At 36.9% G+C, this 24,974-nt stretch carries 27 protein-coding genes and 1 tRNA gene; 19 read left to right on the forward strand and 9 right to left on the reverse strand.

What is annotated here, in order from left to right:
- The first annotated feature begins 72 nt into the window (after nt 1–72).
- The 7 genes from hchA to MKL38_RS13625 all read left to right on the forward strand — a co-directional run bounded on the left by hchA (nt 73) and on the right by MKL38_RS13625 (nt 4,096).
- Nucleotides 73–948: a glyoxalase III HchA gene (gene hchA / locus MKL38_RS13595; protein ID WP_270903519.1), complete on the forward strand. Its 876-nt coding sequence runs from the start codon at nt 73–75 to the stop codon at nt 946–948.
- A 133-nt stretch (nt 949–1,081) separates the two neighbouring features.
- A complete protein-coding gene (locus MKL38_RS13600) occupies nt 1,082–1,591 on the forward strand; it encodes a hypothetical protein (RefSeq protein ID WP_017392521.1) in 510 nt (169 codons plus the stop codon).
- Between the two features lie 35 nt (nt 1,592–1,626).
- Nucleotides 1,627–2,079 carry a hypothetical protein gene (locus MKL38_RS13605; protein ID WP_270903520.1) on the forward strand — a complete coding sequence of 151 codons (453 nt, stop codon included), beginning with the start codon at nt 1,627–1,629 and terminating at the stop codon, nt 2,077–2,079.
- A 43-nt stretch (nt 2,080–2,122) separates the two neighbouring features.
- Nucleotides 2,123–2,617, forward strand: a complete 495-nt coding sequence (locus tag MKL38_RS13610) for a hypothetical protein (RefSeq protein ID WP_270903521.1) — start codon at nt 2,123–2,125, stop codon at nt 2,615–2,617.
- A gap of 134 nt (nt 2,618–2,751) precedes the next feature.
- Nucleotides 2,752–3,171, forward strand: a complete 420-nt coding sequence (locus tag MKL38_RS13615) for a hypothetical protein (protein ID WP_270903522.1) — start codon at nt 2,752–2,754, stop codon at nt 3,169–3,171.
- Nucleotides 3,172–3,309: 138 nt separating this feature from the next.
- Nucleotides 3,310–3,768 carry an SMI1/KNR4 family protein gene (locus MKL38_RS13620; protein WP_017392526.1) on the forward strand — a complete coding sequence of 153 codons (459 nt, stop codon included), beginning with the start codon at nt 3,310–3,312 and terminating at the stop codon, nt 3,766–3,768.
- Between the two features lie 37 nt (nt 3,769–3,805).
- The gene (locus MKL38_RS13625; protein ID WP_270903523.1) at nt 3,806–4,096 is read left to right on the forward strand and encodes a hypothetical protein; all 291 of its coding nucleotides are present in this window, start codon (nt 3,806–3,808) and stop codon (nt 4,094–4,096) included.
- Nucleotides 4,097–4,139: 43 nt separating this feature from the next.
- On the opposite strand, the gene MKL38_RS13630 is transcribed toward MKL38_RS13625, so the two are convergent.
- A tRNA-Arg gene (locus MKL38_RS13630) sits at nt 4,140–4,212 on the reverse strand.
- Between the two features lie 312 nt (nt 4,213–4,524).
- Here MKL38_RS13630 and MKL38_RS13635 point away from each other — a divergent pair.
- The gene (locus MKL38_RS13635; RefSeq protein ID WP_004639076.1) at nt 4,525–4,779 is read left to right on the forward strand and encodes a TIGR03643 family protein; all 255 of its coding nucleotides are present in this window, start codon (nt 4,525–4,527) and stop codon (nt 4,777–4,779) included.
- A 116-nt stretch (nt 4,780–4,895) separates the two neighbouring features.
- Here the strand turns inward: MKL38_RS13635 and MKL38_RS13640 are convergent, their stop codons facing one another.
- Nucleotides 4,896–6,251, reverse strand: a complete 1,356-nt coding sequence (locus MKL38_RS13640; RefSeq protein ID WP_003655361.1) for an amino acid permease — start codon at nt 6,249–6,251, stop codon at nt 4,896–4,898.
- 378 nt (nt 6,252–6,629) lie between these two features.
- On the opposite strand from MKL38_RS13640, the gene prpF reads away from it, so the two are divergent.
- From prpF to MKL38_RS13655, 3 genes are all read left to right on the forward strand, one after another.
- Nucleotides 6,630–7,817, forward strand: a complete 1,188-nt coding sequence (prpF, locus tag MKL38_RS13645; RefSeq protein WP_270903524.1) for a 2-methylaconitate cis-trans isomerase PrpF — start codon at nt 6,630–6,632, stop codon at nt 7,815–7,817.
- Nucleotides 7,818–7,976: 159 nt separating this feature from the next.
- Nucleotides 7,977–8,888, forward strand: a complete 912-nt coding sequence (locus MKL38_RS13650; RefSeq protein WP_005036411.1) for a polyprenyl synthetase family protein — start codon at nt 7,977–7,979, stop codon at nt 8,886–8,888.
- 59 nt (nt 8,889–8,947) lie between these two features.
- Nucleotides 8,948–9,316, forward strand: a complete 369-nt coding sequence (locus MKL38_RS13655; protein WP_209735108.1) for an MmcQ/YjbR family DNA-binding protein — start codon at nt 8,948–8,950, stop codon at nt 9,314–9,316.
- A 64-nt stretch (nt 9,317–9,380) separates the two neighbouring features.
- Here MKL38_RS13655 and MKL38_RS13660 read toward each other — a convergent pair whose 3' ends face one another.
- The 4 genes from MKL38_RS13660 to MKL38_RS13675 all read right to left on the reverse strand — a co-directional run bounded on the left by MKL38_RS13660 (nt 9,381) and on the right by MKL38_RS13675 (nt 12,439).
- The gene (locus MKL38_RS13660; RefSeq protein ID WP_005036413.1) at nt 9,381–10,235 is read right to left on the reverse strand and encodes an SPFH domain-containing protein; all 855 of its coding nucleotides are present in this window, start codon (nt 10,233–10,235) and stop codon (nt 9,381–9,383) included.
- 28 nt (nt 10,236–10,263) lie between these two features.
- On the reverse strand, nt 10,264–10,725 hold the full coding sequence (locus MKL38_RS13665) for an NfeD family protein (RefSeq protein WP_080027686.1): 462 nt from the start codon (nt 10,723–10,725) through the stop codon (nt 10,264–10,266).
- A gap of 103 nt (nt 10,726–10,828) precedes the next feature.
- A complete protein-coding gene (locus MKL38_RS13670) occupies nt 10,829–11,746 on the reverse strand; it encodes a patatin-like phospholipase family protein (protein WP_017392534.1) in 918 nt (305 codons plus the stop codon).
- 66 nt (nt 11,747–11,812) lie between these two features.
- Nucleotides 11,813–12,439: a lysophospholipid acyltransferase family protein gene (locus MKL38_RS13675; RefSeq protein WP_231762646.1), complete on the reverse strand. Its 627-nt coding sequence runs from the start codon at nt 12,437–12,439 to the stop codon at nt 11,813–11,815.
- 128 nt (nt 12,440–12,567) lie between these two features.
- On the opposite strand from MKL38_RS13675, the gene MKL38_RS13680 reads away from it, so the two are divergent.
- The 6 genes from MKL38_RS13680 (at nt 12,568) to MKL38_RS13705 (ending at nt 19,532) form a co-directional block, all read left to right on the forward strand.
- Complete coding sequence (locus MKL38_RS13680) at nt 12,568–13,827, forward strand: MFS transporter (protein WP_270903525.1); 1,260 nt, start codon at nt 12,568–12,570, stop codon at nt 13,825–13,827.
- A 73-nt stretch (nt 13,828–13,900) separates the two neighbouring features.
- A complete protein-coding gene (locus MKL38_RS13685) occupies nt 13,901–14,092 on the forward strand; it encodes a hypothetical protein (protein WP_034591627.1) in 192 nt (63 codons plus the stop codon).
- Nucleotides 14,093–14,365: 273 nt separating this feature from the next.
- A complete protein-coding gene (locus MKL38_RS13690) occupies nt 14,366–15,649 on the forward strand; it encodes a DcaP family trimeric outer membrane transporter (protein ID WP_270903526.1) in 1,284 nt (427 codons plus the stop codon).
- A 185-nt stretch (nt 15,650–15,834) separates the two neighbouring features.
- Nucleotides 15,835–17,484, forward strand: a complete 1,650-nt coding sequence (locus tag MKL38_RS13695) for a phosphoethanolamine transferase (RefSeq protein WP_270903527.1) — start codon at nt 15,835–15,837, stop codon at nt 17,482–17,484.
- Nucleotides 17,485–17,498: 14 nt separating this feature from the next.
- Entirely contained in the window at nt 17,499–18,173 is a 675-nt protein-coding gene (locus MKL38_RS13700; RefSeq protein ID WP_002116411.1) for a DNA-binding response regulator PmrA, read from the forward strand.
- 24 nt (nt 18,174–18,197) lie between these two features.
- Nucleotides 18,198–19,532 carry a two-component system sensor histidine kinase PmrB gene (locus MKL38_RS13705; protein ID WP_005036428.1) on the forward strand — a complete coding sequence of 445 codons (1,335 nt, stop codon included), beginning with the start codon at nt 18,198–18,200 and terminating at the stop codon, nt 19,530–19,532.
- 1 nt (nt 19,533) lies between these two features.
- Here MKL38_RS13705 and MKL38_RS13710 read toward each other — a convergent pair whose 3' ends face one another.
- The 3 genes from MKL38_RS13710 to MKL38_RS13720 all read right to left on the reverse strand — a co-directional run bounded on the left by MKL38_RS13710 (nt 19,534) and on the right by MKL38_RS13720 (nt 22,759).
- A complete protein-coding gene (locus MKL38_RS13710; RefSeq protein WP_270903528.1) occupies nt 19,534–20,229 on the reverse strand; it encodes a phosphatase PAP2 family protein in 696 nt (231 codons plus the stop codon).
- 153 nt (nt 20,230–20,382) lie between these two features.
- Nucleotides 20,383–21,570: an ammonium transporter gene (locus MKL38_RS13715; protein ID WP_231764672.1), complete on the reverse strand. Its 1,188-nt coding sequence runs from the start codon at nt 21,568–21,570 to the stop codon at nt 20,383–20,385.
- Between the two features lie 304 nt (nt 21,571–21,874).
- A complete protein-coding gene (locus MKL38_RS13720; RefSeq protein ID WP_270903529.1) occupies nt 21,875–22,759 on the reverse strand; it encodes a LysR family transcriptional regulator in 885 nt (294 codons plus the stop codon).
- Between the two features lie 119 nt (nt 22,760–22,878).
- Between MKL38_RS13720 and MKL38_RS13725 the strand changes: the two genes are divergently transcribed.
- Nucleotides 22,879–23,784, forward strand: coding sequence for an AEC family transporter (locus tag MKL38_RS13725; protein WP_270903530.1), 906 nt, complete (start codon nt 22,879–22,881; stop codon nt 23,782–23,784).
- 128 nt (nt 23,785–23,912) lie between these two features.
- Entirely contained in the window at nt 23,913–24,929 is a 1,017-nt protein-coding gene (locus MKL38_RS13730) for a molecular chaperone DnaJ (RefSeq protein ID WP_270903531.1), read from the forward strand.
- Nucleotides 24,930–24,974 lie beyond the last annotated feature (45 nt).

Raw genomic sequence — 24,974 nt, forward strand, 5'->3', positions numbered from 1 at the left:
AATTGAGTAAGAAATAAGAATTGGCTCTTAATTTATTATTTCTTTCCATACTGATGAAAAAGGATAGTAACAATGAATACCGCAAATATTGATGATAAAAATCCTACTCCAGATTTGGCTGAAGATAATGCCTTTTTCCCATCACCTTATTCACTGAGTCAATATACTGCTCCAAAAACAGATTACGATGGAACTACATACTCAACGCCGTATACGGGCAGTAAAAAAATCTTAGTGATTGCAACCGATGAACGTTATATTCAAATGCAAAACGGCAGGTTTTTTTCTACTGGGAATCATCCTGTTGAAATGCTTTTACCGATGTTTCATTTAGATAATGCTGGCTTTGAAATTGATGTTGCGACACTTTCAGGTAATCCAGCTAAGCTTGAAATGTGGGCGATGCCAAAGCAAGAACAGGTTGTATTAGACACTTTTCAAAAATATGCAGACAAGTTAAAAAATCCTCTGAAACTCTCAGATATTTTAGAAAATGTAGTAGGGGAAAATTCACCTTATGCGGCTGTCTTTATTCCGGGTGGGCATGGTGCATTAGCTAAGATTCCACATAGCCTTGAAGTAAAAAAAGTCCTTAAATGGGCAGTTGAACAAGATAAATTTATTATTACTTTATGTCATGGGCCTGCTGCATTATTGGCTGCGGCTGTAGACGAAGCGCCTGAAAACTATATTTTCAAAGGTTATCAAATTTGTGTATTCCCTGATGCTTTAGATGCAGGGGCGAATATCGATATTGGCTATATGCCGGGTGCGTTACCTTGGTTAGTTGGTGAAAACCTTGAAAAACTCGGTGTGGAAATTTTAAATAAGGGTATTACCGGACAATGTCATAGAGACCGTAAATTGTTAACAGGTGATAGTCCGCTTGCTTCTAATAATTTAGGCAAACTTGCAGCTGAAACGTTGTTGGTTGAAGTGAAGGATTGAGTATATTGTTCTATCGAAATAGGGCTTTTATTAAGTCCTATTTTTTTATAATAAATAGAGTGTTAGGTGGAAATTTGAAAATGGTAAATGATGTAAAATCAGTATAATAAGTAAGGGGTAGGAGAATATTAAAATGATAAAAATAGAAGATATAAATCTACTTGAGCAAGGATATAAGTTGGTTTTTGATTTAAGGTCATCTTCTTCAATATTGATGGATGAAAATTATATCAAAAATATACAACAAACTACGTTGGATAAGGGAACAACTATGGGGCTTAAGGGTGACAATGGTTTATATGCAACAGCTGAATGGTGGGGAAATATCGAAAATGGTAATATAGAAAATTACTATGTTAGAGGGTTAATAGTTGAAATAAATGAAGAAAATCCATTTATAGATGGAAGTACCATGATTACAATTAAAGTAAATGGAACTGATAAAGAAATATTTCAAGATATAGTTTTTACTAATGAAAAAGAAAAGGCTATAAGTAAAGAGCTCTATAAAGTTGGAAATGAAATAGTATCCATTTATATTTTGGATAAATTAAAAGAGGATGATGTTTGGAATTGGGTAGTAGAAGAAAAACTAGGTGTTTCTCCATTACTTAATAGGGTTTATATTAAGGGTGGGGATTAAAATTATTCTATATTGATGGGTTGTAGGTGTTTAATATGAATGAAGATGAAATTAATATTACAGCCTATAACTATGTGGGTTATATTAAATTAAATAAAGATATTGTTTTTCCTGCTGATGGTAATAAAAATGATGTTATTTATAACCAAAGTGGAGTTAATAGGAGAGTTTTTTCGGGATACGTTAGCTTTCCCGAAGTTGAAAATAACACTTTATTTTATATGAAAGCTTTTTTGCTTACTCTTACGGTAGATATACCTTGTAAGGAAGAAATTCATTCTTTAATTAAAATATTTTCATATTGTGACAACCACTCTTCATTAATTGAAAAATTATCATTAGGACTAAAATCTAATTCAAAAGGTCTTATTTTTAATGGGCTTAAAGAAATAATAGGTGATTTTTACTTGTTTGAAAAAATTGATGACTTGTTTTTCTATGATGGAAGAGAGGAGTTGTACAATAATTTTTTTAAAAATGATAAATAATTTAGATGATTGTAAAGTATAAAATGGATAAAGATTAAATAAAATGATAGAGAATTGTGCACTGATTGATCAAGGATATAAATTGATTTTTGATTTAAAAATATGGTTGGAAAAAAATGGGAAAGATGAGATTAGGTCTACACATGCTTTGACTCTGGATAGTACGACTAATAGTGGTTTAAGTGGGGTGTATGGTTTATATGGAACAAGTGAGTGGTGGGATAATATTGAAAAAGGTAATATTGAAACATATATTGTAAGTGGGGTAATAGCTGATCTTTGTAAGGGAAATATTTTTGTTGATGATAATACAATGATAACTATTGTTTCAGATAATAATGAAGAAAATATATATGAAGGAGTAGTATTTACAAATGAAATTTTGAAGAGAGAGTGCGGTAATCTTTATTCTAAAGGAAATAAAATAGTTGTTTTTTATATTTTAGATGAGTTGAAAGATAAAGATACTTGGAATTCTGTAATTCAGAGTAAATTGGGCGTTTTGCCTATAACAAATAAAATTTATATTAAAGATTGATGTATTTTAATTTAGCTACTTGAGAATTTTATTAATTTTATTTTTATGGGGTAATTTTTTATAGTTGATGTGAATATATAGTATTGAAGAATATAAGAAGTCCATTATTTTTTCTATAAACAGGAAGCAATAATATGAATGAACTAGGTTTAAGCATTAAAATCATTCAAGGAGAGGCATCGATAGAGCTAAGTCATATCTCCTTTGAAAATTCAGCCTTTATATGGCCTACGGATAAATCTGATTTAAATTTTTTCATTGAACAAGGTGCCTTGCTTGTACCATCTGAATTGGAAAAATCCATTTACTCTTCAGGGGATTATTTAATATTTACAGATGTCTCAGGAATAGCTGATGATGGAGGGTGGATTTATGCCAAGGTTGTTCATGTAAATAACGTGGTTCATTGGGGAATATTGTTTAATAATGATCTAGTTGAACTAGTTTTTGACTTAACTACATATCAAAAAGAGCTTACTGAGATTATGAATAAATTAAAGGGATTGCCATCAAATATTATATTACAGCCTAGTCAGATTATATTTCCAGAATAATATATAGCGGTCAATTTGAAAATTAGTATTAATTCTGGTGCTGTTATTCTATTCGATATTAATAGGAAAAGTTGATATGTGTAAAAGGCAGTACGGAAAAGGAAAAGCTAAAAATTTTTATATAGAGGGTAATATTCTATGAGTATTAATGATGTTGATAAAGCCATCGCTTTAATAAATTTACATCTTGATGAGTCTGATTTTGAAGGGACGAAAGAGGAACTTCTAGTAAAATTAGCTGAGAATTACTTGGAAATAACTTTTCCTGATAGTTACAGATATTTTCTAAAAAAATTAGGATGTGGAGATATTGCAGGGCAAGAATTTTACGGAGTAATTAATGAAGAAAAAATTAATTCAGGAATTCCTGATGCTACATGGATTACATTAAAGTATAGAAGGCAATTTGATTTACCTGCTAAATATATTGTTTTTTATCATTTTGGTGATGGTAATTATGCAGTTTTGGATTGTGAAAAAAACAATCAAGGTAATAATATAGTTGAAATTTGGTCTCCTGGTGAGAACACATTCCAATTTTTCTCAGCTGATTTTGGTAGCTTTTTTTATAACCAAATTAAAAAAATGTTTGATTAATTTAATTAATGGTATTTTTAGCACACTACACTAACTTATGAAAAAATATATCATAAAAATAGAGAAAGATTTTTCTGACTATGCTTGGGAAGTTGAATTAAAAGGATGTCTTGAGGTGGATATACAGATATTTGATAAACTATATACATTTAATTTTTATGATCCTATTAGATTGAAACAAAATATTGAAGATGATTTGAGATCAAATCAATATTTTTTTTATGAAAATCTGGTTGTATTGCCAAAAGTGAATTTAGATAATATTGAAAAATTTATAGAAAATATAATTAGCACACCTTATTTATTATCTTTTTCTACAAAAAGATAAATGTTTATTATGTTCTTCAACTGTAGACTATTTATATTATATGTACGCCCTGCGGGACTCGAACCCACGTCGGTCGCTTAGGAGGCAACTGCTCTATCCAGTTAAGCTAAGGGCGCATAATTTAATGATTATAAACGAAAAAGCTATTGCTAAGGCAATGGCTTTTTCATGTTTTAAGTATTAAAACTTTAGGCATAAGGGGGAATATAGATAAAGTTGAACCACTCAATGGTTTTATAACTACTTATGCTTTGTAGAAAAAACAGTTTATAACGCTAAAAAATCACAAAAAATTCATGCTTATCTTTCTATGATCTGAAGCAAAAGATGAAAAGATTCAAGCAAGCAATCGGGTAGATAGCGTTATTACCAGAGAGTTGTTTGTTAAAAATCAGATTTGGCTACCGTATAATTCAAAAGGGCAGAACATGAAAAAAATTGCTGAACAGGACTTATCTAGAATTATTGAAATGGCATGGGAAGATAGAACTCCATTTGAAGCAATTGAGCGAGAGTATGGCTTAAGTGAAAGCGAAGTTATTCGTTTAATGAGATACAACCTGAAAACCAATAGTTTTAAGCTCTGGCGCAAACGTATGGCAGGGCGTAAAACTAAGCATCAACAATTACGTTCGCCAGAAATTGAACGAGCTTACTGTTCGCGTCAGTATAAATATGCATAACTTCTAATTTTATTGTCGATGAAATTTTAATTTTTACAGCGCATAATTTTCTGATTATGAATAAAAAAGCCCCTGTCGAAACAGAGGCTTTTTGTATTTAAGTATGAAATATAGAATTATTGTTTTTTAGAATTCAATAATTTAAATAGTACAAACATGAGAACGATCCAGATTGGAATCATCATCACTGACTCTTTGAAACCTTGGCTCCACATAATGTAGAGAACAACTGCAATAAAGCCTAAAACCAAATAGTTACTAAATGGTGCCCAAAGTGCAGGGAAGTGAGTTTTTTCACCTTTTGCTTTCATTGCTGATCTAAATTTGAGGTGAGTCAAACTAATCATTGCCCAGTTCAATACTAATGCACCAACGACGATATACATTAAGTGACTTAATGCATTTTCGGGTACAAAGTAGTTCAACAGCACACAACCAAAAATTAACAATGCAGAAAGTAATACGGCTGGAACAGGTACGCCTTGTTTGTTTACTTTTTTGAAAACTTTTGGAGCGTTACCTTGTTGAGCTAGACCGTATAACATACGGCTGTTTGCGAACATACCACTGTTATAAACAGATAAAGCAGCAGTTAAAATAATAAAGTTAAGAAGATGTGCAGCCCAACCAATTCCCATTTGGCTAAAAATCATGACGAATGGGCTTTTGTCGAGGCCACCAAGATCTAATTGGTTCCATGGCACTAATGAAAGCAAAATTGTCAATGAACCGATATAGAAAATTAAGATACGGAAAACGACTTGGTTAATTGCTTTTGGAATGGTTTTTTTCGGATCTTTTGCTTCAGCCGCTGCCATACCAATTAGCTCAATACCGCCAAAGGCGAACATTAAGAAAGCTAACATATAGAACAGGCCACTAAAGCCATTTGGGAAAAAGCCACCATGTGTCCACAAGTTGCTAAATGAAATGCTTGAACCAACATCTGCTGTAAACAACAAATAAAGGCCAAATACAATCATAGAAATGACCGCAGTTACTTTAATAATGGCGAGCCAGAATTCAGATTCACCATAAAATTTAACGTTGGTTAAGTTAACTGCCGTGATTACGACAAAGAAAAATAAGACAGAAGTCCATGCTGGTATGTGGGGCCACCAATAATTAATATATTTGGCCACAGCGGTGAGTTCACTCATCGCAACCAGAACATAGAGTATCCAATAATTCCATCCAGCTAAAAATCCAGGAAATTTCCCCCAATATTTATAAGCAAAATGGCTGAACGATCCTGCAACAGGTTCTTCAACAATCATTTCTCCCAAGTGACGCATAATCAAAAACGCGATTAAGCCGCCAATGGCATATCCTAAAATAATGGATGGTCCCGCAGATTGAATCACTTGCGCCGAGCCTAAAAATAATCCGGTACCAATTGCTCCACCCATAGCAATTAATTGGATATGTCGATTTTTTAGTCCTCGTTGCAGTGTAGAAGATTCGTTGGTCAAAGGTCTTCACTCACAATGAATAAGTAAATTATTCTAATAGATGGAGTTATTTTAGCCTAGCCTACAAATTAATAACGAGTGACTGAAAAGTACTCTTAAAAAATATTTAAAATCAATCATTTGTATTTAATATTCTGATGTCGAGTGAAAAGTGCTCTAAAAAATATAATTTCATATAGACTTTTTTTCTTAGATTTTGCTTAGATTAAGTCATTGCAAGCATATTGCTAAATTCCCAAAATATGCTCGCGTCAATACGATTGATGTATAAAGCAGAGTGCTATCTCTTGACCTTAAAACAATTTAAGATGAAGAGAAGGGTAAACAAGAATGCTTGTTTTGATATAGAAGAACATAATAGTAAGGATAACAGTTGATATGAGCTCAGTACCGCAAATTAAAATTCCAGCAACTTATATGCGTGGTGGAACCAGTAAAGGTGTCTTTTTTAAGCTTGATGATTTGCCTGAAAAAGCCCAAGTTGCAGGACAAGCACGAGATCAACTCTTACTCCGTGTCATTGGTAGCCCAGACCCATATGGAAAACAAATTGATGGAATGGGCGGAGCCACTTCGAGTACCAGCAAAACAGTTATTCTCGCGAAAAGTTCTCAGCCAGATCATGATGTTGATTATTTGTTTGGTCAGGTTTCAATAGATCAGCCTTTTGTAGACTGGAGTGGTAACTGCGGAAACTTAACTGCTGCGGTTGGCTCTTTTGCGATTTCAAATGGTTTGGTTGATGCAAACCGTATTCCTGAAAATGGTCTATGCACGGTTCGAATTTGGCAAAAAAATATTCAAAAAACCATTATTGCCCATGTGCCTATCACCAATGGTCAAGTTCAAGAAACTGGTGATTTTGAACTTGATGGTGTGACCTTTCCTGCCGCTGAAGTTCAAATTGAGTTTTTAGATCCAGCCGATGATGGTGAAGAAGGCGGCGATATGTTCCCGACAGGAAACGTGGTTGACGAATTAGACGTTCCTGATATTGGTCGTTTCCAAGCGACATTTATTAACGCTGGTATTCCAACCATTTTCTTAAATGCAGAAGATTTGGGTTACCAAGGCACTGAATTACAAGATCATATTAATAGCGATGCGGCAGCACTGGCACGTTTTGAAAAAATTCGTGCCTATGGTGCAGTTCAGATGGGCTTAATTAAAGATATTTCAGAAGCAGCTGCACGTCAGCACACACCAAAAATTGCTTTTGTTTCTAAACCGAAAAACTATACGGCATCGAGTGGTAAGTCGGTTTCAGAGAGTGATGTTGATTTACTGGTCCGTGCTTTGTCGATGGGTAAATTACACCATGCCATGATGGGAACAGCCGCAGTTGCAATTGGTACGGCAGCTGCCATTCCGGGTACATTGGTGAATTTAGCGGCTGGTGGTGGCGAACGTGAAGCGGTACGTTTTGGGCATCCATCTGGAACATTACGTGTTGGCGCTCAAGCTGAACTTGTTAATGACCAATGGGCGGTTAAAAAAGCCATTATGAGTCGTAGTGCACGTGTGTTAATGGAAGGTTGGGTGCGTGTTCCGGGTGACAGTTTCTAAACTTTATCTAAATAAAAAGCCTCTCAATATGTAGAGGCTTTTTTACGCCTACCTTTAAAAACTCAGCAACCACTTTTTACAGTGAATCGTGTATGATGTAGCGCATGAATGCTTCATTACATTCAATAAAATTTCTCTACTGATTTTATCGAGGCGACTGTGTCATCACTCTCTCAAGTTAATGCGGATGTTTTAAAACAAGCTCAACAACGTATTCAACAAGATTTATTGACGACATTGGCCGCGTTCTCAATTCCAGAGCCTTTAAAAAGTGCAGTACACCATGCAGTTATGCTTGGTGGAAAACGTGTGCGTCCAGCTTTATGTTATGCCACTGCCTCTTTACAGCCAAATCCAAATTTTGCGGCCGCTCGTCGTGCTGCAGTTGCAGTCGAACTCATTCATTGTTACTCACTAGCGCACGATGATTTGCCGTGTATGGACAATGATTTACTGCGTCGTGGTCAGCCGACTTGTCATGTTGCGTTTGGTGAAGATACTGCTTTGCTTGCAGGCGATATTTTACAATCGATGGCTTTTGAGGTTTTAGGTAGTCGTTTGTTTGATGAACAAGGGCAGGGTACTGATGCCGCGATTGTATTAAAACAAATGCAGATTTTAGCAACTGCCAGCTCTAAAATGGTCTCTGGACAAGTTTTAGATTTACAAGCTGAAGGCAAGCAAATTGCTCAAGACGAACTAGAAAATATCCATCGTAATAAAACTGGTGCGCTCATTCAGGCCGCAATTATGATGGGTGCGGTCACCATCTTTTCTGGAACAGATCAGGCAATTCCAAAATTGCGCCAATATGGGCAGACGATTGGATTAGCTTTTCAAGTGTTAGACGATATTCTCGATATTACGTCGAGTACTGAAGCTTTGGGTAAAACTGCTGGTAAGGATGAGCAAGTGCAAAAATCGACATACCCAGCGTTAATGGGTCTTGAACAAGCACAGATCTATGCAAAAGAATTGCACGATCAAGCTTTTGAAGCCTTAGCTCATTTTGGTGATAATGCAAAAGAATTAGTTGATATCTCACAATTTCTTTTAGCGCGTACGAACTAATAATATTAAATCAATATTCATAACTTCTATTCATGCGAAATGAATAAAGGAGAAAAAAAATGAATGGTGAACAACTCCATCAAAAAGCAATTGAAATTGCGCGTAATCTTCCCTTTAGTCAACAGACTCATCCGTTTGGGCCCGACTATGAAGTTTTTAAAATTTTAGAGAAAATGTTCATGCTGACGACAGAAGTTGCAGGCGTCAAAATGATTAATGTGAAGTGTGATCCGTATAAGAGTCAGGAATATCAGGAGCTTTATTCATTTATTATTCCGGGTTATCACATGAATAAAAAACACTGGATTTCGATTACACCGCATAAGAACTTAACAAGCGATTTACTGCAAGATTTAATTCATGATTCTTATGATTTAGTCGTAAAGAAATTACCTTTGAAAGATCAGAAAAGATTAAAAAACCAATAACATAAAAAAACGGCGACATGATAGTCACCGCCTTGATTTTAATTACTTATTTGAAGTAATTGAATTAATTATGCTTTCCCATAATACCGCGAATTGTATTTAAAACATCGGCAGGTAAAACCACAGTTTTAGCATTATTAGATTTCGCCATATCCTGCATTGCTTTTACATATTGTTCACCCAAAAGGTAAGCAACCGGAATCTCTTTATCGCCAACTGCACTGGTCACCATTTCAATTGCACGTTGAGAAGCTTCAGCTAACACGACTTGTGCTTCTGCATCACGGCGAGAAGCTTCTAAACGACCTTCTGCACTTAAAATAGCAGCCTGTTTTTCACCATCGGCTTTGGTAACAGCAGCACGACGTTGACGTTCTGCGGCAGCTTGCTCTTCCATGGCAGCTTGCATGGTATGAGACGGTTGAATGTCCTGAATTTCGACTGTTTTTAAGGTAATGCCCCAATCTGAAATATCGTCAGAAATAGCAGCTTTTAACTTAGCCTTAATATGATCTCGTGAAGACAATGCATCATCTAGATCCATTTCACCGACAATAGAACGTAATGAGGTTTGTACAAGGTTCTGAATCGCCCATGTATAGTTTTCAATACCGTAAACTGCTTTTTCTGGTGTGGTTAAATTAATATAGGCAACAGCATTCATGAGCAATACGGCATTGTCACGTGTAATCACTTCTTGCGACGGGATATCTAGCACAATATCTTTCGTGGTAATTTTATAAGCCACTTCATCGATATAGGGAATCACAAAATTAAGTCCCGGATTAAGGGTCGTGTGATATTTACCTAAACGTTGCACAATCCATTTGTAGCCCTGAGGAACAATACGAACCCCTTTAAAAATGGTAACACCTACAAAAGCCAAAAAGGCTAAAACAATAATAGTACCGACTGGCATGAAAATACCCTCTCTTTATCTTTAATGTTTATGAAGTACCATGGGTTTGAACAATTAAGTCATTACCCGAAATGTCAATAACTCTGACACGATCGCCCACTTTAACAGGAGTGGTGCTCCGACAATTCCACTCATCGGCCCCTAAAATAGGCATTGGAAAGCGAACAATAATTTGATCATGGTCTAGACCAGTTTGAATAACCATTCCAACTTGACCAATTGTTGCTTCACGGGGGAGGCCCGCTTTCGTTTTATCAATTGATAAGGGTTTAATAAACTTGAACCAAAGAATGGTGCATAGCACTGATAATACAATCCACAACACAATTTGCGTTGTGAGGCTAATATCTGGAAATAACCAATAGAGAATGCACACCATAATGGCGGCAATACCAAACCAGAGTGCGGCAAAGGCAGGTAGAATCAGTTCAGAAAGAATAAGTAAGATACCCAATACAAACCAGTGCCAAGGTTGTACAACAAACTCCATAGATCTGCTCTTTTATATATCTTTATGATGGGTAAAAGTGACTAATATCACTTTTACCACTGTAGCAGATGATAGGAAATGTGGATAGAAAAAATCACTTCAATTAGAATTTAGAGCGTGGCGCGGGCTTAAATGCTGCTGGAGATTTTTTGAAGTTTGCAATTGCACCTTCAATTTGACGCATTTGAGCTTGAGCAGCTTTTTCACCTTCCAAAATTGCTTCATTACTGGATTTCAAGTCTAGTGTACCTAAATGACCAACTTTAGGTTTAATTACCACATTTGCTTGCTTGAGTTCTTCATTAATACTTTGTTGGCCCATGATATTAATCGTCTGATCAAGTAATCCCCACATATTGGCTGGGCGGTTACCTGCCGGACGCGCGGAGATATCAACTGCAATCACAATATCTGCACCCATATCACGAGCTGTTTTTACAGGAATTGGGCTGACTAGGCCGCCATCTACGTATTTTTGATTGCCGATTGTGGCTGGCACGAACACATTTGGAATGCTGCAAGAGGCACGTACTGCTTGGCCTGCATTACCTTTAATAAAGTCTGCTTTTTGACCATTATCAAGACGCGTTGCCACAGCCGCAAAGCGGATTGGGAACTTCTCAATCGGTTTATTGCCAACATTACGGTTCACGTAGTCTTGTAACTTTTGTCCGAGAATAATGCCCTGACGATTAAGGGTTAAATCACGGATATCAGATTCTTGTAATTTCAGGGCCAGACTTTGTAATTGATAAGGTGTTTGCCCACTCGCGTAGATACTTCCAACAAAGCTACCAGCGCTGGTACCCGTTACAATTTTAGGTTTAATTCCATGAGACTCTAAAACCTTGATCACACCAATATGTGAAAATCCTTTTGCTCCACCGCCACCTAAAGCAAGTGCAATGACAGGTTCACGGGCTTTAATTGAGGTAGTCGGCGTTGGTGTTTTGCTAAATTTATCACAGCCAAAGAGTGCTAGAGAGATAAATCCAATACTGGCAAATTGAGCAATTTTCATCTTTAAAAATAATCTATGTCGAGATAAATTAAGAAGGGCCATAAGACCAGATTCGCTCAATTTTTGCTAGGTTTTTTTCACTAGATTTTGTAAAGGTTCGGCAAGCCAATTACGATTTTTGGGTGAAATTTTTCCTTCATAGCGGTCAAAAATCTTTTGTAGATCTTCATCATAGTTGCCACTTGGGTCTAAGTGACCTAAGCAGTGAATCGTTTTATGGTCATAATCAAAAGAAAACATCACAATTGGAATATTGGCTTTTGCGGCAATATGGTAAAAACCACTTTTCATTTTTTTTGCTTTTTTACGTGTGCCTTCAGGTGCCATCCCAATCCAGATCTTGTCATATTTTTGAATCGTGGCGACGACTTGTTCAGTTAGTCCATTTGCTGTGTCACGTTTAACTGGAATAACACCAGCCCAATCTAACGCCCGTTTAAAAGGTGGTTTAAAAAGAGCATCTTTACCCAAAACAGTAATCTGGATACCTAATCCAAAAATAGCAAGAAAACCATACCACCCATCAATGTTAGACGTATGTGGTGAAATAATCGCAACTGCTTTTGGAAAATTAGGAACTTCGCCTTTAATTGTCCAACCTTGCGCTAAAAAAAGTTTTTTAAATAGTGTTCGGCTTAAAGCAGTGCCACGTTGGGGTACCAAATCAGGTAAATTAGGGAAATGTTGATCCATATTTTTTTAAATTTTAACTTGTCCTAGTTTTATCTTAATCTTTTGAAATATATGCTTCATTGGCAAAATGTAAGAACAACATAACATTTGATGTTATTCCTCATTAAAGAAATAAAAAGTAGGTATCTATGTTTCGGCAGCAAAATCTGTATCTTCTGCTATTTTCTTTATATTGGGCACAAGGGTTGCCTGTCGGGTTTATGACCCATGCCTTACCCGTTATTTTAAGGGCGCAAGGTGTGTCACTCGCTCATATTGGTGGGTTTGGTCTATTAATGTTGCCTTGGTCAATTAAGATCTTTTGGGCGCCGTGGGTTGATCGACATGCACTTTCTCGTTTAGGACATTACCGTAGCTGGATTTTACCTACCCAACTTTTGAGTGTGTGTGTGCTTTGCATTTTGTCTTTTTTCCCCATTCAAGCTTTAGACCAGCCTATTTATTTATTTGCCTTTTTTATTTCGCTTCTGTTAATGAACTTAACAGGAGCAACACAAGATATTGCTACTGATGCTTTGGCGGTCAATTTGTTGAAACATGACCAGCAGCATTGGGGCAATACATTTCAGGTGATTGGTTCCCGACTCGGTTTTATTATCGGGGGAGGCGCCGTACTCTGGTGTTTAGACTGGTTGACATGGCAACCCACTTTTCTGTTATTAGCGGCTTTGGTGTTTTTAAATACTTTACCCGTTTTATTATTTAAAGAACCTAAACACAATTCTCATTCAAATAATGAACCTCAACTTAACCAACAAAACTTAGTCATAAAGATTAAGGCCTACTTGAATTATTTCTCTCAAAATAAAGAGCTCCGTTCTTGGTTGGTTGTACTCATTACTTTTAAAGTAGCAGATGGTTTAGCTGGACCATTACTTAAACCTTTAATGGTTGATATGGGCTTAAGTTTTACTCAAATTGGCGTTTATATCACGATGCTTGGTGCGGTAGCGGCACTGGCAGGGGCGGCAATTGCAGGTTGGCTGCTTAAATATTTTTCTAGACCTACGGCCTTAATTGTTTTTTCAGTATTTAAAATTATGAGCTTAGCGGCTTATACCTATTTAGCCTATGTGTATGAGCAGAAAATTCAACTCAATGTCTGGGCTATCTATACAGTCAATGCTTTAGAGGATGCATTCTCTGCAATGTTGTTGGTTGTTATGTTGACCTTAGTCATGCACTACAGTCGAAAAGAATATGCAGGTACAGATTTTACCTTTCAGGTTTCAGTCATGGCGACTGTGAGTGGGGGGCTTTATAGTTTGAGCGGTGTGTTTGGAGATGCTTTCGGTTATTTCCATTATTTGATAGCTATTGTCATTATTAGCACTGTTACTTTGCTCCCTATTTCCCTCTGGAAACATGCAAAACTACAAGAAAAATAATGTTAACTAAATGAAATAAAGAAATTTAATATCGATTAAGGAATGATCTAGTCATTATGTACTACCTTTGTCTATGTTTTTAAAAATGTATGTTTTTAGCTATTTAAATGCTCTATTAATTGTGCCATCTTGTTTGGGTAGCAAATGGAAGCTAACTGGAGTAAAAATGGATTTCGTTAACAAGAAAAATCATGTGAATCAATTAAAATGGGTAGAAAAATGTTCAAGTAGATTGGATATTAGCCTAAAGTCTAAAAAAGAATAATGAAATAACGATTTAATCATTCTATAAGATAAGAGAGTTGTGTAGGATTCGTTACAACATGAAGTTAAGGTAAAAATCTGTAAGTCAAAGTATATTTTTTATGTCTTTGGTTATTGGTTTTGGTCTTGCATAACGTTGAAATTGGTTTTGGTTGCGGTAATAAAATTAATGTAACCAAAGTGGAGGAGAGTTGATTTTTTAGCCCCTTAATTTAATGGCGTAAATCAACTTGGCATGGATAGGCAACATAAAATATATTTTTTGGAGTTTTTGATGGATCTATTCCTTAATCGTAAATCTTTCGTTGTTAAAAGTTTAGCTCTTACAGTTACAGCTTTAATGATGAGTGGGGCACATGCTGCGACTTCCGACAAAGCGGAAATTCAACAGCTTCGTAAAGAAGTTGAAGCTTTAAAAGCTTTAATTCAACAACAAAGCCAAGTGCAACAACAACAGCAGCAAGTACAGCAACAACAGCAAGTACAGTTAGCTGAAGTTAAGGCACAACCAGTTGCTGCACCAGTTTCGCCGTTAGCAGGATTTAAATCTAAAGCTGGCGCTGATGTGAACCTATATGGTTTTGTTCGTGGTGATGCTAACTATATTATCGAAGGTGCGGATAACGACTTTAACGACGTAAGTAAGTCAGATGGTAAAACACAAGATAAATTACGTGCGACTGCTAAAACTACACGTCTTGGTTTAGATTTTACAGCCCCTGTAAATGACGCTAAAGTTGGTGGTAAAATCGAAGTCGACTTTGCGGGTACAAATGATGGCTTACGTATTCGTCATGCTTACTTGACTTATAACAACTGGTTATTCGGTCAAACAACTTCAAACTTCTTGTCTAACCATGCACCAGAAATGATCGACTTCTCGACAAACATTGGTGGTGGTACTAAGCGTCTACCTCAGGTACGTTATAATTACAAATTAGGTCCTACAACTCAATTGTTTGTTTCTGCAGAAAAAGCGGACAGTTCAACATCTGCTACTGGTGACCTCAAATATCGCCTACCTGCATTAACTGCTAAAGTCACTCAGGGTTATGCAGAGGGTAAAGGTTCTGCATCAGCTCGTGTTTTAGTGGAAAATTATAAATCACAGCTTGCTGATGATGAGAAAACTGGTTGGGGCGTAGCTGTTGGTACTGACTTTAAAGTATCTGATCCTTTGAAACTTTTTGCTGACGCATCATATGTCGTAGGTGATAATACCTATTTATACGGTAGTAACTCTGCTTACGCTGTAGATGGTAATTCTATTGAGCAAAATGAATTTGTAGCAGTACAAGTGGGTGGAACTTATAAGATTTTACCTAACTTACGTTCTACTCTAGCGTATGGTGCACAATTCGCTGATGACGGTACTGATTTTGCAAGATTAAATGCCTCTGCAAATGAAAAAGTTCAACAAGCATGGCTTAACGTGATTTATACGCCAGTTAAACCAATTGATTTAGGTGTTGAGTACGTTAACGGTAAGCGTGATACTTTTGACGGTAAGTCTTACAAAGATAACCGTGTTGGTTTAATGGCTAAATACAGCTTCTAAACCTAGCAAAAACATTATGTTTTGAAGAGTCGAGGTTCATGTGAATCTCGACTTTTTTCTTTTTATATAGAATTTAACAATGAGTATTTCGAAAAGTAGCCATTTAAGGCTGCTTTTTTATTTAAGTGATTTTTAAGTTTTAATTTCTACAGTGAAGCATCATAAAAAGATTGCAGTTGTCCGAGATGCTTAATTTTTTTTCTAAATTAAGGAGTAAACAGGTTTCACTGTTTATGTTTAATTTAATTTTAGCTATTTGGTTAGGAGCCATTCTCAATATTGGTTTCTTCCATAGCATTGATCTTTTAACTCCATATTTTGGATTAAAGGCTATTCTATTTTTAGCAGCTACAGTGGTTATTGTTGTTGCTGCTTATTATGCGATTTTACAGATTTTAAACTGGAAATGGACAGCGAAAATTTTTGCAACTTTGTTGGTCTTCATTGGTGGTTTTAGCTCTTATTTTGTGAATACTTTGGGCGTAATCATCTCGCCTGATCAGATTCAAAATATGATACAAACAGATGTATCTGAAGTTTCTGATTTAGTTTCATTACGGTTTGGACTTTGGACAGTTTTCTTTGTTGTTTTACCTATTATTTTAATTACTCAAGTAAAGCTTAAAAAAGAAAAAGTATCTCATTTATTGTTAAAAAAAGTCAGCTCAATTGTCGCTTCTTTTGCAATTGTCGGTATTTTACTTTTTACATATTATGTTGATTTTGCATCTATTTTTCGTGAGCATCGTGATTTAAAAGGTATGATTTCTCCTCAAAATAGTATTTCTTCTTTAATGTCTTACTATCACAAGATGGCACCTAAGAAGAACTTACCATTAATACATTATGGTGAAGATGCTCATCAAGTTCAGCAAATACAGAATCACTTGCCTAAATTGATGGTACTGGTCGTCGGTGAGACAGCTCGTGCGGAAAGTTTTTCACTCAATGGTTATGCCAAAAATACAAATCCAGAGCTTTCTAAACAAGATGTTTTGAATTTTTCTCAAGTCAGCTCATGTGGTACGGCAACCGCTGTTTCAGTTCCATGCATGTTCTCTGGCATGCCACGTGTTGACTATGATGAGCAATTAGCAAGTCATCGTGAAGGTTTGTTGGACATTGCAAAGCGTGCGGGTTACCAAGTGACTTGGATTGATAATAATTCTGGTTGTAAAGGGGCTTGTGATCGTGTTGAGCAATATCAAATATCAGAAAAGTTAAAGCAAAAATGGTGTAAAGATGGCGAATGCTTTGATGATATTTTAATTGATAGCTTAAATGAGTATTTAGCCACTATTCCTAAAGAAGACACGCGTCCACGTTTAATTGTTTTACATCAAGTCGGAAGTCATGGTCCAGCTTATTACAAGCGTGCACCTGCTGAGTATCAACCGTTTAAACCGACTTGTGATACTAATGCGATACAGGGCTGCTCTCGAACAGAGTTATTAAATAGTTATGATGACACGATTGTGTATACAGATCATGTGTTAAGTCAGATGATTAATAAACTAAAAGAATTGTCGAAATATCAAACAGGTTTATGGTATTTATCTGATCATGGTGAATCAACTGGTGAACATGGTTTATATTTACATGGTTCACCGTATGCAATCGCACCAAGCCAACAGACACATGTACCAATGATTATGTGGTTTTCCGATAGCTGGAAACAACACAACCTTGCACAAGTGAGTTGTTTAGGCCAACAAACTAAAGAAAAGTTAAGTCAGGATAATTTATTCCCAAGCTTATTAAGTTTGTTAGATGTAAAAACTCAGGTCATCAACCCTCAACTGGATATGCTGCACTCTTGTGCCCATGTGAATTAAAGCGAGCCTAGAACATGACAAAAATCTTGATGATTGAAGATGATTTTATGATTGCAGAGTCAACAATAACGTTGCTGCAATATCATCAATTTGAGGTGGAGTGGGTCAATAATGGCTTAGATGGTCTGGCTCAATTGGCTAAAAATAAGTTTGATTTAATTCTTTTAGATTTGGGCCTACCTATGATGGATGGCATGCAGGTCTTGAAGCAAATTCGCCAAAGGGCAGCAACTCCTGTATTAATCATTTCGGCACGAGATCAGTTACAAAACCGCGTGGATGGATTAAACCACGGTGCAGATGATTACTTAATCAAACCATACGAATTTGATGAGTTACTTGCTCGGATACATGCGCTATTGCGTCGTAGTGGGGTGGAAGCTCAGCTTGCGAATCATGAGCAACTATTACAAAGTGGCGATCTGGTTTTAAACGTTGAACAACATATCGCAACCTTTAAAGGTCAACGGATTGATTTGTCGAATCGTGAATGGGCGATTCTTATTCCTTTGATGAGCCATCCAAATAAAATCTTTTCTAAGGCAAATCTTGAAGATAAGTTATATGATTTCGATAGTGATGTGACCAGTAATACAATAGAAGTATATGTGCATCACTTGAGGGCTAAACTCGGGAAAGACTTTATTCGAACTATTCGAGGTCTGGGTTACCGTTTAGGACAATCGTAGTTTTAGTTGTGGAACTTTATAAACGTGCATTATTCATTAAAAAAACGACTGATTTGGGGCACCTCAATTTTCAGTGTCATTTTAGGTTGTATATTAATTTTTAGTGCCTATAAGGTTGCGCTTCAAGAAGTTGATGAAATTTTAGATACTCAAATGCGTTATTTAGCAGAACGAACAGCTGAATATCCATTGAAAACAGTAAGTAGTGAGTTCGATTTTCACAAAACTTATCATGAAGAAGATTTATTCGTAGACATTTGGGCCTATAAAGATCAGGCCCATTTATCTCATCATTTACACCTGTTGGTTCCACCTGTTGCACAAGCTGGCTTTTATTCGCATAAAACCAGCCAAGGTTTAATCCGTACCTATGTTCTGCCTTTAAAAGATTATCAGATCCAGATTAGCCAACAAGAAAAGGTCCGTGAGGCTTTTGCTTGGGAACTCGCAGGAAGTATGTTCATTCCGTATCTAATTATTTTGCCATTTGCGATTTTTGCTTTAGCCGCAATTATTCGTCGAGGTTTAAAGCCGATTGATGATTTTAAAAATGAACTGACTCATCGTGATTCGGAAGAATTAACGCCAATTGAAGCTTTAGACTATCCTCAAGAATTATTGCCCACTATTGATGAAATGAACCGTCTGTTTGAACGTATATCTAAGGCTCAAATGGAACAAAAACAGTTTATTGCCGATGCTGCACATGAACTCCGAACTCCTGTCACAGCTTTGAATCTACAAACTAAAATTTTAATCAGTCAACTGCCTGAGCATGAGTCATTGCAAAACTTGAGTAAAGGATTGGCGCGTATTCAGCATCTGGTCACCCAGCTTTTAGCTTTGGCAAAGCAGGATGTGTCTTTGAGCGTGATTGAACCCACCAAATATTTTCAGCTTAATGATGTCGCTTTAAACTGTGTTGAACAGCTTGTTAATTTAGCCATGCAAAAAGAGATTGATTTAGGGCTGGTTCGTAATGAACCTATTGAAATGCATAGTGTTGAGCCGACAGTACATTCTATTATTTTTAATTTAATTGATAATGCAATCAAATATACGCCCCACCAAGGCGTGATCAATATTTCAGTTTTTACAGATACAGATGGCTACGCGTGTATTCAAATTGAAGATAGTGGTGCGGGGATTGAACCTGAACATTATGATAAAGTTTTAAAACGTTTTTATCGGGTACACCACCACCTTGAAGTGGGGAGTGGCTTAGGTCTATCGATTGTTGACCGTGCAACTCAACGTTTAGGTGGAACTTTAACACTTGATAAAAGCTTAGAGCTTGGTGGACTTTCTGTTCTAGTTAAACTGCCTAAAGTTTTACATATTCATGAAACAAGAACTTGATTTATACAAGTTCTTGTTTGATTCGTTTTTCAAATTCGAAGCGGTGAATACAAACTGCATAAAATAAGATATTTACTGCCCAAACTACCCAACCTGTCCATAAATTGTGGCTCAGGAAATGCGCGCCACGCATCATTTGCCCCCAACCCATCATAAAGCCTAAGATAAGACCCGCCGCTAAGTAAAAATAGGCACGCTTGGGCCGCTCAAGACGATAAACAAAATAACCTGTCATTAAGATGAAACCAGCACTTGCATGGCCGCCCGGAAAACAGTGTCCGTGTTTGGCGGTAAAATCCCATACATAACTTAAAGCAGTCGGATGAACCATATTCCAAGGGCAGGCATGCGCAGATTGTGATTTTAATATGCCGACAATACAGCTACCAATCATGCTCACAAAAAACATGTAGCCATATTGCCAGCGATAAAGCTTCAATTTTTCTACTTTGAATGATGCAATCCAAAGACCTAAAAAGATGACGTAAACAGTGGTGATGATTTGTTTTACGATTTCATGGTTAAGCCGTACAAGATACCAATTGTCCCGATTGAAAAAATGACCTGTTGAATCCATCCAAGGTTGGATAAGGTACATATCAATTTTTCCGCCGACTGGAATAACGATTAAAAGCAGAAAAAAACTTAAAAAAAGCAAGATAATATTAATTTGGAAAAAACGTTTTTGTTTAGTCATTCTGATGAAATATCAATCGACAATGGATGCGACTAATTACATAAAATTAAGCTTAAATTGCTCTTAAACTCTACAGAAGAAAGGGGCCCAATTTCCCTTAAAAAATAAAAAAAGCGACGAGAAGTATCGTCGCTTTGAGCACTTTAGAAAGGATTAAAACATACCTTCTTCAGAGTTTGCAGAAATCTTATGAATGGATAAATCTGCACCACGGAACTCATCTTCTTGCGATAAACGAATGCCAATGGTTGCTTTGAGTAAGCCATAGACAATAAAGCCGCCAGCAAGTGCAATGGCAATCGCAAGTGTTGTACCAATGATTTGCGAGATGAAAGACACACCGCCTAAACCACCAAGCCATTGTTGACCAAATAGACCCACTGCAATACCACCAAATGCACCACACACGCCGTGTAACGGCCATACACCCAACACATCATCAACTTTGAGTTTGTTTTGTGTGTAGGTAAATAGGTATACAAACATCGCACCAGCTGCACCACCAATAACAAGCGCGCTGATTGGATGAACAATGTCAGACCCTGCACAGATTGCGACTAAGCCTGCAAGTGGACCGTTATGTAAGAAACCTGGGTCATTTTTACCAATCGCATTTGCTGTAATTGTTCCGCCAACCATTGCCATGAGTGAGTTAATGGCAACTAGACCAGAAATAGCATCTACACGCTGAGCACTCATCACGTTAAAGCCAAACCAGCCGACAATTAAAATCCATGAACCCAGTGCCAAAAATGGAATAGAAGACGGCGGGTGAGCACTTACACGACCATCTTTCTTATAACGACCAGAACGTGCTCCCAATAAAATGACCGCAGCAAGCGCAATCCAACCACCCATAGCATGCACTACAACTGAACCGGCAAAGTCATGAAAAGCTGCACCAAAGGTAGTTTCTAACCACTTTTGCAGACCATAGTTACCGTTCCAAACCATGCCTTCGAAAAATGGATAAACCAGCGCAACTAAAGCGAGTGTCGCAATTGCTTGTGAACGCATTTTTGCACGTTCAGCAATACCACCCGAAATAATGGCAGGAATTGCCGCAGCAAAAGTGAGTAAAAAGAAGCAACGCATGAGGTTGTAGCCATGATCGCTTGATAAAACCGTACCATCATGGAAGAAATGCTGGCCATAAGAAATGTAGTAGCCAACAAAGAAATATGCGATTGCTGAAAGGGCAAAGTCAGTCAGAATTTTACTCAGTGCGTTCACCTGATTTTTATGGCGAACTGTACCAAGTTCCAAGAATGCAAAACCTGCGTGCATGGCAAGAACCAAAACAGCACCAAGTAATAAGAAAAATAGATCTACATTTTGCATAGCATGCTCGAAAAAAGTGCTAAATTCCATTTTGGAACAAATCTGGGTCTGTAAATTGCACCAAAATAGATTTAAGGAATCTAAAAACCTAAGTTTGTCGAAACAAACTCAATTGCATGAAAATGAATATGCAATAAGCGCACCAATTTAGATTGGATAATGGGGTTTTGACGACAAATGGTGCGTTGAATTGCTCGAGATAAGGGCGATACTCATGCTTTTATGTTAAAAATCATCTAATACGCTTATAAATTGACCTAAAAAAGTTCGTTATTAAAATTTAAAAGAGTTGTTTGTATTTGAACTAATGATCCGACCAAACTTCCTGAGCAACGTCAATGAATGCTTTCACAGCTGGACTCATATGCTTTTTATTTTTCACTGCGAGTCCAATAGAACGTTTAAGGTTAGGTTTAAAAGGGCGTTTAACTACATTTGGATAGAGTGAGAGTAACTCTTTAGTAATTACCATATCCGACACAATCGAAACCCCCAACTGATTATGCACCATGCTAACGATGCTTAGAATTTGTGAAACATAAAATTTAATGTCTGGTTTCACATTAAAGTTTTTTAAAATTAATTCGACCTGATGTCTACTGCCTGCCATTGTCATGATAAAAGGGCAGTTTTCTAGCTGTGCTGGATCAATATAGAGTTGTTGCGCGAGCGGGTAACCATTCGGAATTAGGGCAACAAAACGGTCTTCGATTAAAGGGAATGTATCAAAACGCTCATCTGGCATAATTAAAAAACCGACTTCTATGCGCCGTTCCAATAACCATTGAGCCACTTCTTTATCCTCACCTTCATCGATATAAATTTCGATTTTAGGATAGCGCTGCCGAAAGCTTTCTAAAATTTCAGGCAATAGATAAATGGATGATGAAGCCCCAAAAGATCCGATATGTAATGTGCCTTCATTTAAACCATGTATCGCAGCCACTTCTTTTTCTAATGTATTGGAAATACTCAATAGCTCTTTTACATGAGTGAGTAACTGCTGACCTGTTGTAGTCAGCTCAATATCACTTTGAGTTCTTGAAATGAGGTTAATACCCCATTGTTGTTCTAATGACTTAAGCGCATGGGAAACTGCCGACTGTGAAATTCCCAGCTTTTCTGCTGTAGCAGTAAAGCTTTTTAGTTCAGCAATAAGTGCGAAAATTTCAAGCTGGGTAAATGTCATATTGTACTTATTATGAGTAAAAGCTCATTTTATCATGAGTTTTCATTATCTTTAATATATGAGTAAGCCAAAGGAATTGCCAAAAATAGCAAGCCCTTCAACCAAACTCGAGTAAAGAAATGAATAGCATTGTTTTATCTCTTTTTCCCTTAGTTGCATTAATTGCATCGGGATACCTGTTTAAAAAATATCGTTTTTTTAGCGATGAGTTTTGGGCTGGGGCAGAGAAGCTCAATTACTATATTTTATTTCCGGCTTTGCTTTTTAGTACGCTATCGACTGCGAAAATTGACTTACAAAGCTTGAGTACAGCCATTATTGCCATGTTGATTGTGGTTTTAGCAGTTACCATTTTCTTGTACATACTTCGCGTGTTTTGGCACATACCACCTGCACGTTTTGGTGTGCACGTACAAAGTATGGTTCGCTTTAATACTTATATTGGTTTGGCGTTAGTGACTTCGCTTTTTAAAAGTGAAGGAATGGCAATACTGGCAATTTTATTGGCGCTTTGCATTCCACTTGTGAACGTTATTTCGGTGCTTGCTTTAACATCTAAAGAACAGATGGCAATTAAACCTGTTTTGATTGCGCTTCTTAAAAACCCGTTGATTGCATCGTGTGTGATGGGAGCGGCAGTCAATGCACTTCACATCCCGATTTGGGAAGGCTTTTCTAGCTTTATTAAGCTTTTTTCAGCATCAAGTTTGCCACTGGGGTTGTTATGCGTAGGTGCTGCTTTACAGTTTATGCAAATTAAAAAAGATATTGTCGTGTTGGCGGCAGACACTTTTGCACGACTTTTAGCAGTGCCTGCTTTAGCCTATGTGGTCTGCATGTGGTTTGGTTTACCAAGTTTGCAAACACAAATTTTAGTCATTTTCTTTGAGCTACCGACTGCTTCTGCATCATACATTTTAACCAAAGTATTGGGTGGCGACAGCCAACTCATGGCAGCCGTAATTAGCTTTCAAACTTTATGTGCAGCTGTGACCTTGCCAGTGGTGATTTGGTGGATCTCTTAAGATATAAACATTTAGGTAAGACACGTTCTATTTTCTAAAAATGAATAGGCTGATTCTTATTTAAAGAATGCTTTACTACCTTCCTCATCTGATTATTGCTACACTTTTTCTTTTTCAGGTGGATGAGTATGTCCTTTGATCTCAAAGTGAGCTTGCAGCAAAGGTCGGAACCCTCTGCACATCAGAAAAAACTTAATCGCCTGATTGATAAAATAGAACAGCAAAAAGTTAGCCTTAGCACATGGCAAAATGCGCAAGCTGAGATTCAACAGCACATTCGGCAAAAATTGATACCTGTGTATAGCGATTTACATGAAGTGCTATTTCAGCAGTTAGATCAACTTTGGAATATGTTGCATAGCCATGAGTTTTCCAAAGCGGATATGCAACAACTTGATGAAAAAATTGCCCAGCTTGCACAAATGTTGAAGCACTCCAAACAGCTATCTGAGGAACAATTGGAGCTAGTGAAGCAAATCGATACCTTTTATCAGCAACATACTCAAGAGTTAGTAAAAAAGAATAAAAAAGCTCAGCCGATAGAATTTGAATATGATGAAAGTACTGAGCAAAGTGCAGAGTTAGAAGAAGACTTTGAACATTATGCTGCCGAGCAACAACAAGCGCGTGAACAAGCTAAACAACAAAGACTGCAACAAAAACGTGAACAAGCTGAGCAAATGGCAGCGCAGTCACTCAAAACAGTTTATTTAAAAATTGCCGCGATGATTCACCCAGACCGTGAGCAAGATGAAACTAAAAAATTAGAAAAAACCGAGCTGTTCCAACAAGCAAGTCAGGCCTATGAAAAGCAGGATTTGTTTTATTTACTCAAACTCCAGTTACAGCTTGAACAGAATAAGGGGCTAGGTGCTAAAGAACTATCTGCGGAGCAGTTGAGGTTTTATAAACTGGCTTTGGATGCACAAAGTCAGCAGCTTGAAAGTCAAATAGCTGAGATTTTAGATTCTTTTCAGTTAGCGGAGAATGTGAAAGCTGAGCATGTGCATATTAGTGATGTTTATAAAGCTATAGATGCTGATTGTGCTGAGCTAAAGCAGCAGGTGAAGTGGGAAAAGGAGCGTTTGAAGCATATGAAAAAAGTGAGTGGGGTAGAGATGTTATTGGGGCATGGGGTGCTATAACCTCTCCCTAAAATCTTTTTCTAAAAAGAAAGGGAACATAACATA

Source organism: Acinetobacter sp. AOR14_HL, from assembly GCF_027855175.1.
In the GTDB taxonomy this organism is placed as follows: Bacteria; Pseudomonadota; Gammaproteobacteria; order Pseudomonadales; family Moraxellaceae; genus Acinetobacter; species Acinetobacter calcoaceticus.

Bases quoted from the DNA above. Each gene is read 5' to 3' on its own strand.
- prpF (WP_270903524.1), top strand. From the start codon at position 6,630: ATGAGCTCAGTACCGCAAATTAAAATTCCAGCAACTTATATGCGTGGT.
- MKL38_RS13700 (WP_002116411.1), top strand. From the start codon at position 17,499: ATGACAAAAATCTTGATGATTGAAGATGATTTTATGATTGCAGAGTCA.
- MKL38_RS13720 (WP_270903529.1), bottom strand. From the start codon at position 22,759: ATGACATTTACCCAGCTTGAAATTTTCGCACTTATTGCTGAACTAAAA.
- MKL38_RS13625 (WP_270903523.1), top strand. From the start codon at position 3,806: ATGAAAAAATATATCATAAAAATAGAGAAAGATTTTTCTGACTATGCT.
- MKL38_RS13635 (WP_004639076.1), top strand. From the start codon at position 4,525: ATGAAAAAAATTGCTGAACAGGACTTATCTAGAATTATTGAAATGGCA.
- MKL38_RS13710 (WP_270903528.1), bottom strand. From the start codon at position 20,229: ATGACTAAACAAAAACGTTTTTTCCAAATTAATATTATCTTGCTTTTT.
- MKL38_RS13605 (WP_270903520.1), top strand. From the start codon at position 1,627: ATGAATGAAGATGAAATTAATATTACAGCCTATAACTATGTGGGTTAT.
- MKL38_RS13600 (WP_017392521.1), top strand. From the start codon at position 1,082: ATGATAAAAATAGAAGATATAAATCTACTTGAGCAAGGATATAAGTTG.
- MKL38_RS13730 (WP_270903531.1), top strand. From the start codon at position 23,913: ATGTCCTTTGATCTCAAAGTGAGCTTGCAGCAAAGGTCGGAACCCTCT.
- MKL38_RS13610 (WP_270903521.1), top strand. From the start codon at position 2,123: ATGATAGAGAATTGTGCACTGATTGATCAAGGATATAAATTGATTTTT.
- MKL38_RS13690 (WP_270903526.1), top strand. From the start codon at position 14,366: ATGGATCTATTCCTTAATCGTAAATCTTTCGTTGTTAAAAGTTTAGCT.
- MKL38_RS13665 (WP_080027686.1), bottom strand. From the start codon at position 10,725: ATGGAGTTTGTTGTACAACCTTGGCACTGGTTTGTATTGGGTATCTTA.
- MKL38_RS13670 (WP_017392534.1), bottom strand. From the start codon at position 11,746: ATGAAAATTGCTCAATTTGCCAGTATTGGATTTATCTCTCTAGCACTC.
- MKL38_RS13675 (WP_231762646.1), bottom strand. From the start codon at position 12,439: ATGGATCAACATTTCCCTAATTTACCTGATTTGGTACCCCAACGTGGC.
- MKL38_RS13695 (WP_270903527.1), top strand. From the start codon at position 15,835: ATGCTTAATTTTTTTTCTAAATTAAGGAGTAAACAGGTTTCACTGTTT.
- MKL38_RS13715 (WP_231764672.1), bottom strand. From the start codon at position 21,570: ATGCAAAATGTAGATCTATTTTTCTTATTACTTGGTGCTGTTTTGGTT.
- MKL38_RS13725 (WP_270903530.1), top strand. From the start codon at position 22,879: ATGAATAGCATTGTTTTATCTCTTTTTCCCTTAGTTGCATTAATTGCA.
- MKL38_RS13680 (WP_270903525.1), top strand. From the start codon at position 12,568: ATGTTTCGGCAGCAAAATCTGTATCTTCTGCTATTTTCTTTATATTGG.
- MKL38_RS13655 (WP_209735108.1), top strand. From the start codon at position 8,948: ATGAATGGTGAACAACTCCATCAAAAAGCAATTGAAATTGCGCGTAAT.
- MKL38_RS13615 (WP_270903522.1), top strand. From the start codon at position 2,752: ATGAATGAACTAGGTTTAAGCATTAAAATCATTCAAGGAGAGGCATCG.
- MKL38_RS13660 (WP_005036413.1), bottom strand. From the start codon at position 10,235: ATGCCAGTCGGTACTATTATTGTTTTAGCCTTTTTGGCTTTTGTAGGT.
- hchA (WP_270903519.1), top strand. From the start codon at position 73: ATGAATACCGCAAATATTGATGATAAAAATCCTACTCCAGATTTGGCT.
- MKL38_RS13620 (WP_017392526.1), top strand. From the start codon at position 3,310: ATGAGTATTAATGATGTTGATAAAGCCATCGCTTTAATAAATTTACAT.
- MKL38_RS13685 (WP_034591627.1), top strand. From the start codon at position 13,901: ATGTTTTTAAAAATGTATGTTTTTAGCTATTTAAATGCTCTATTAATT.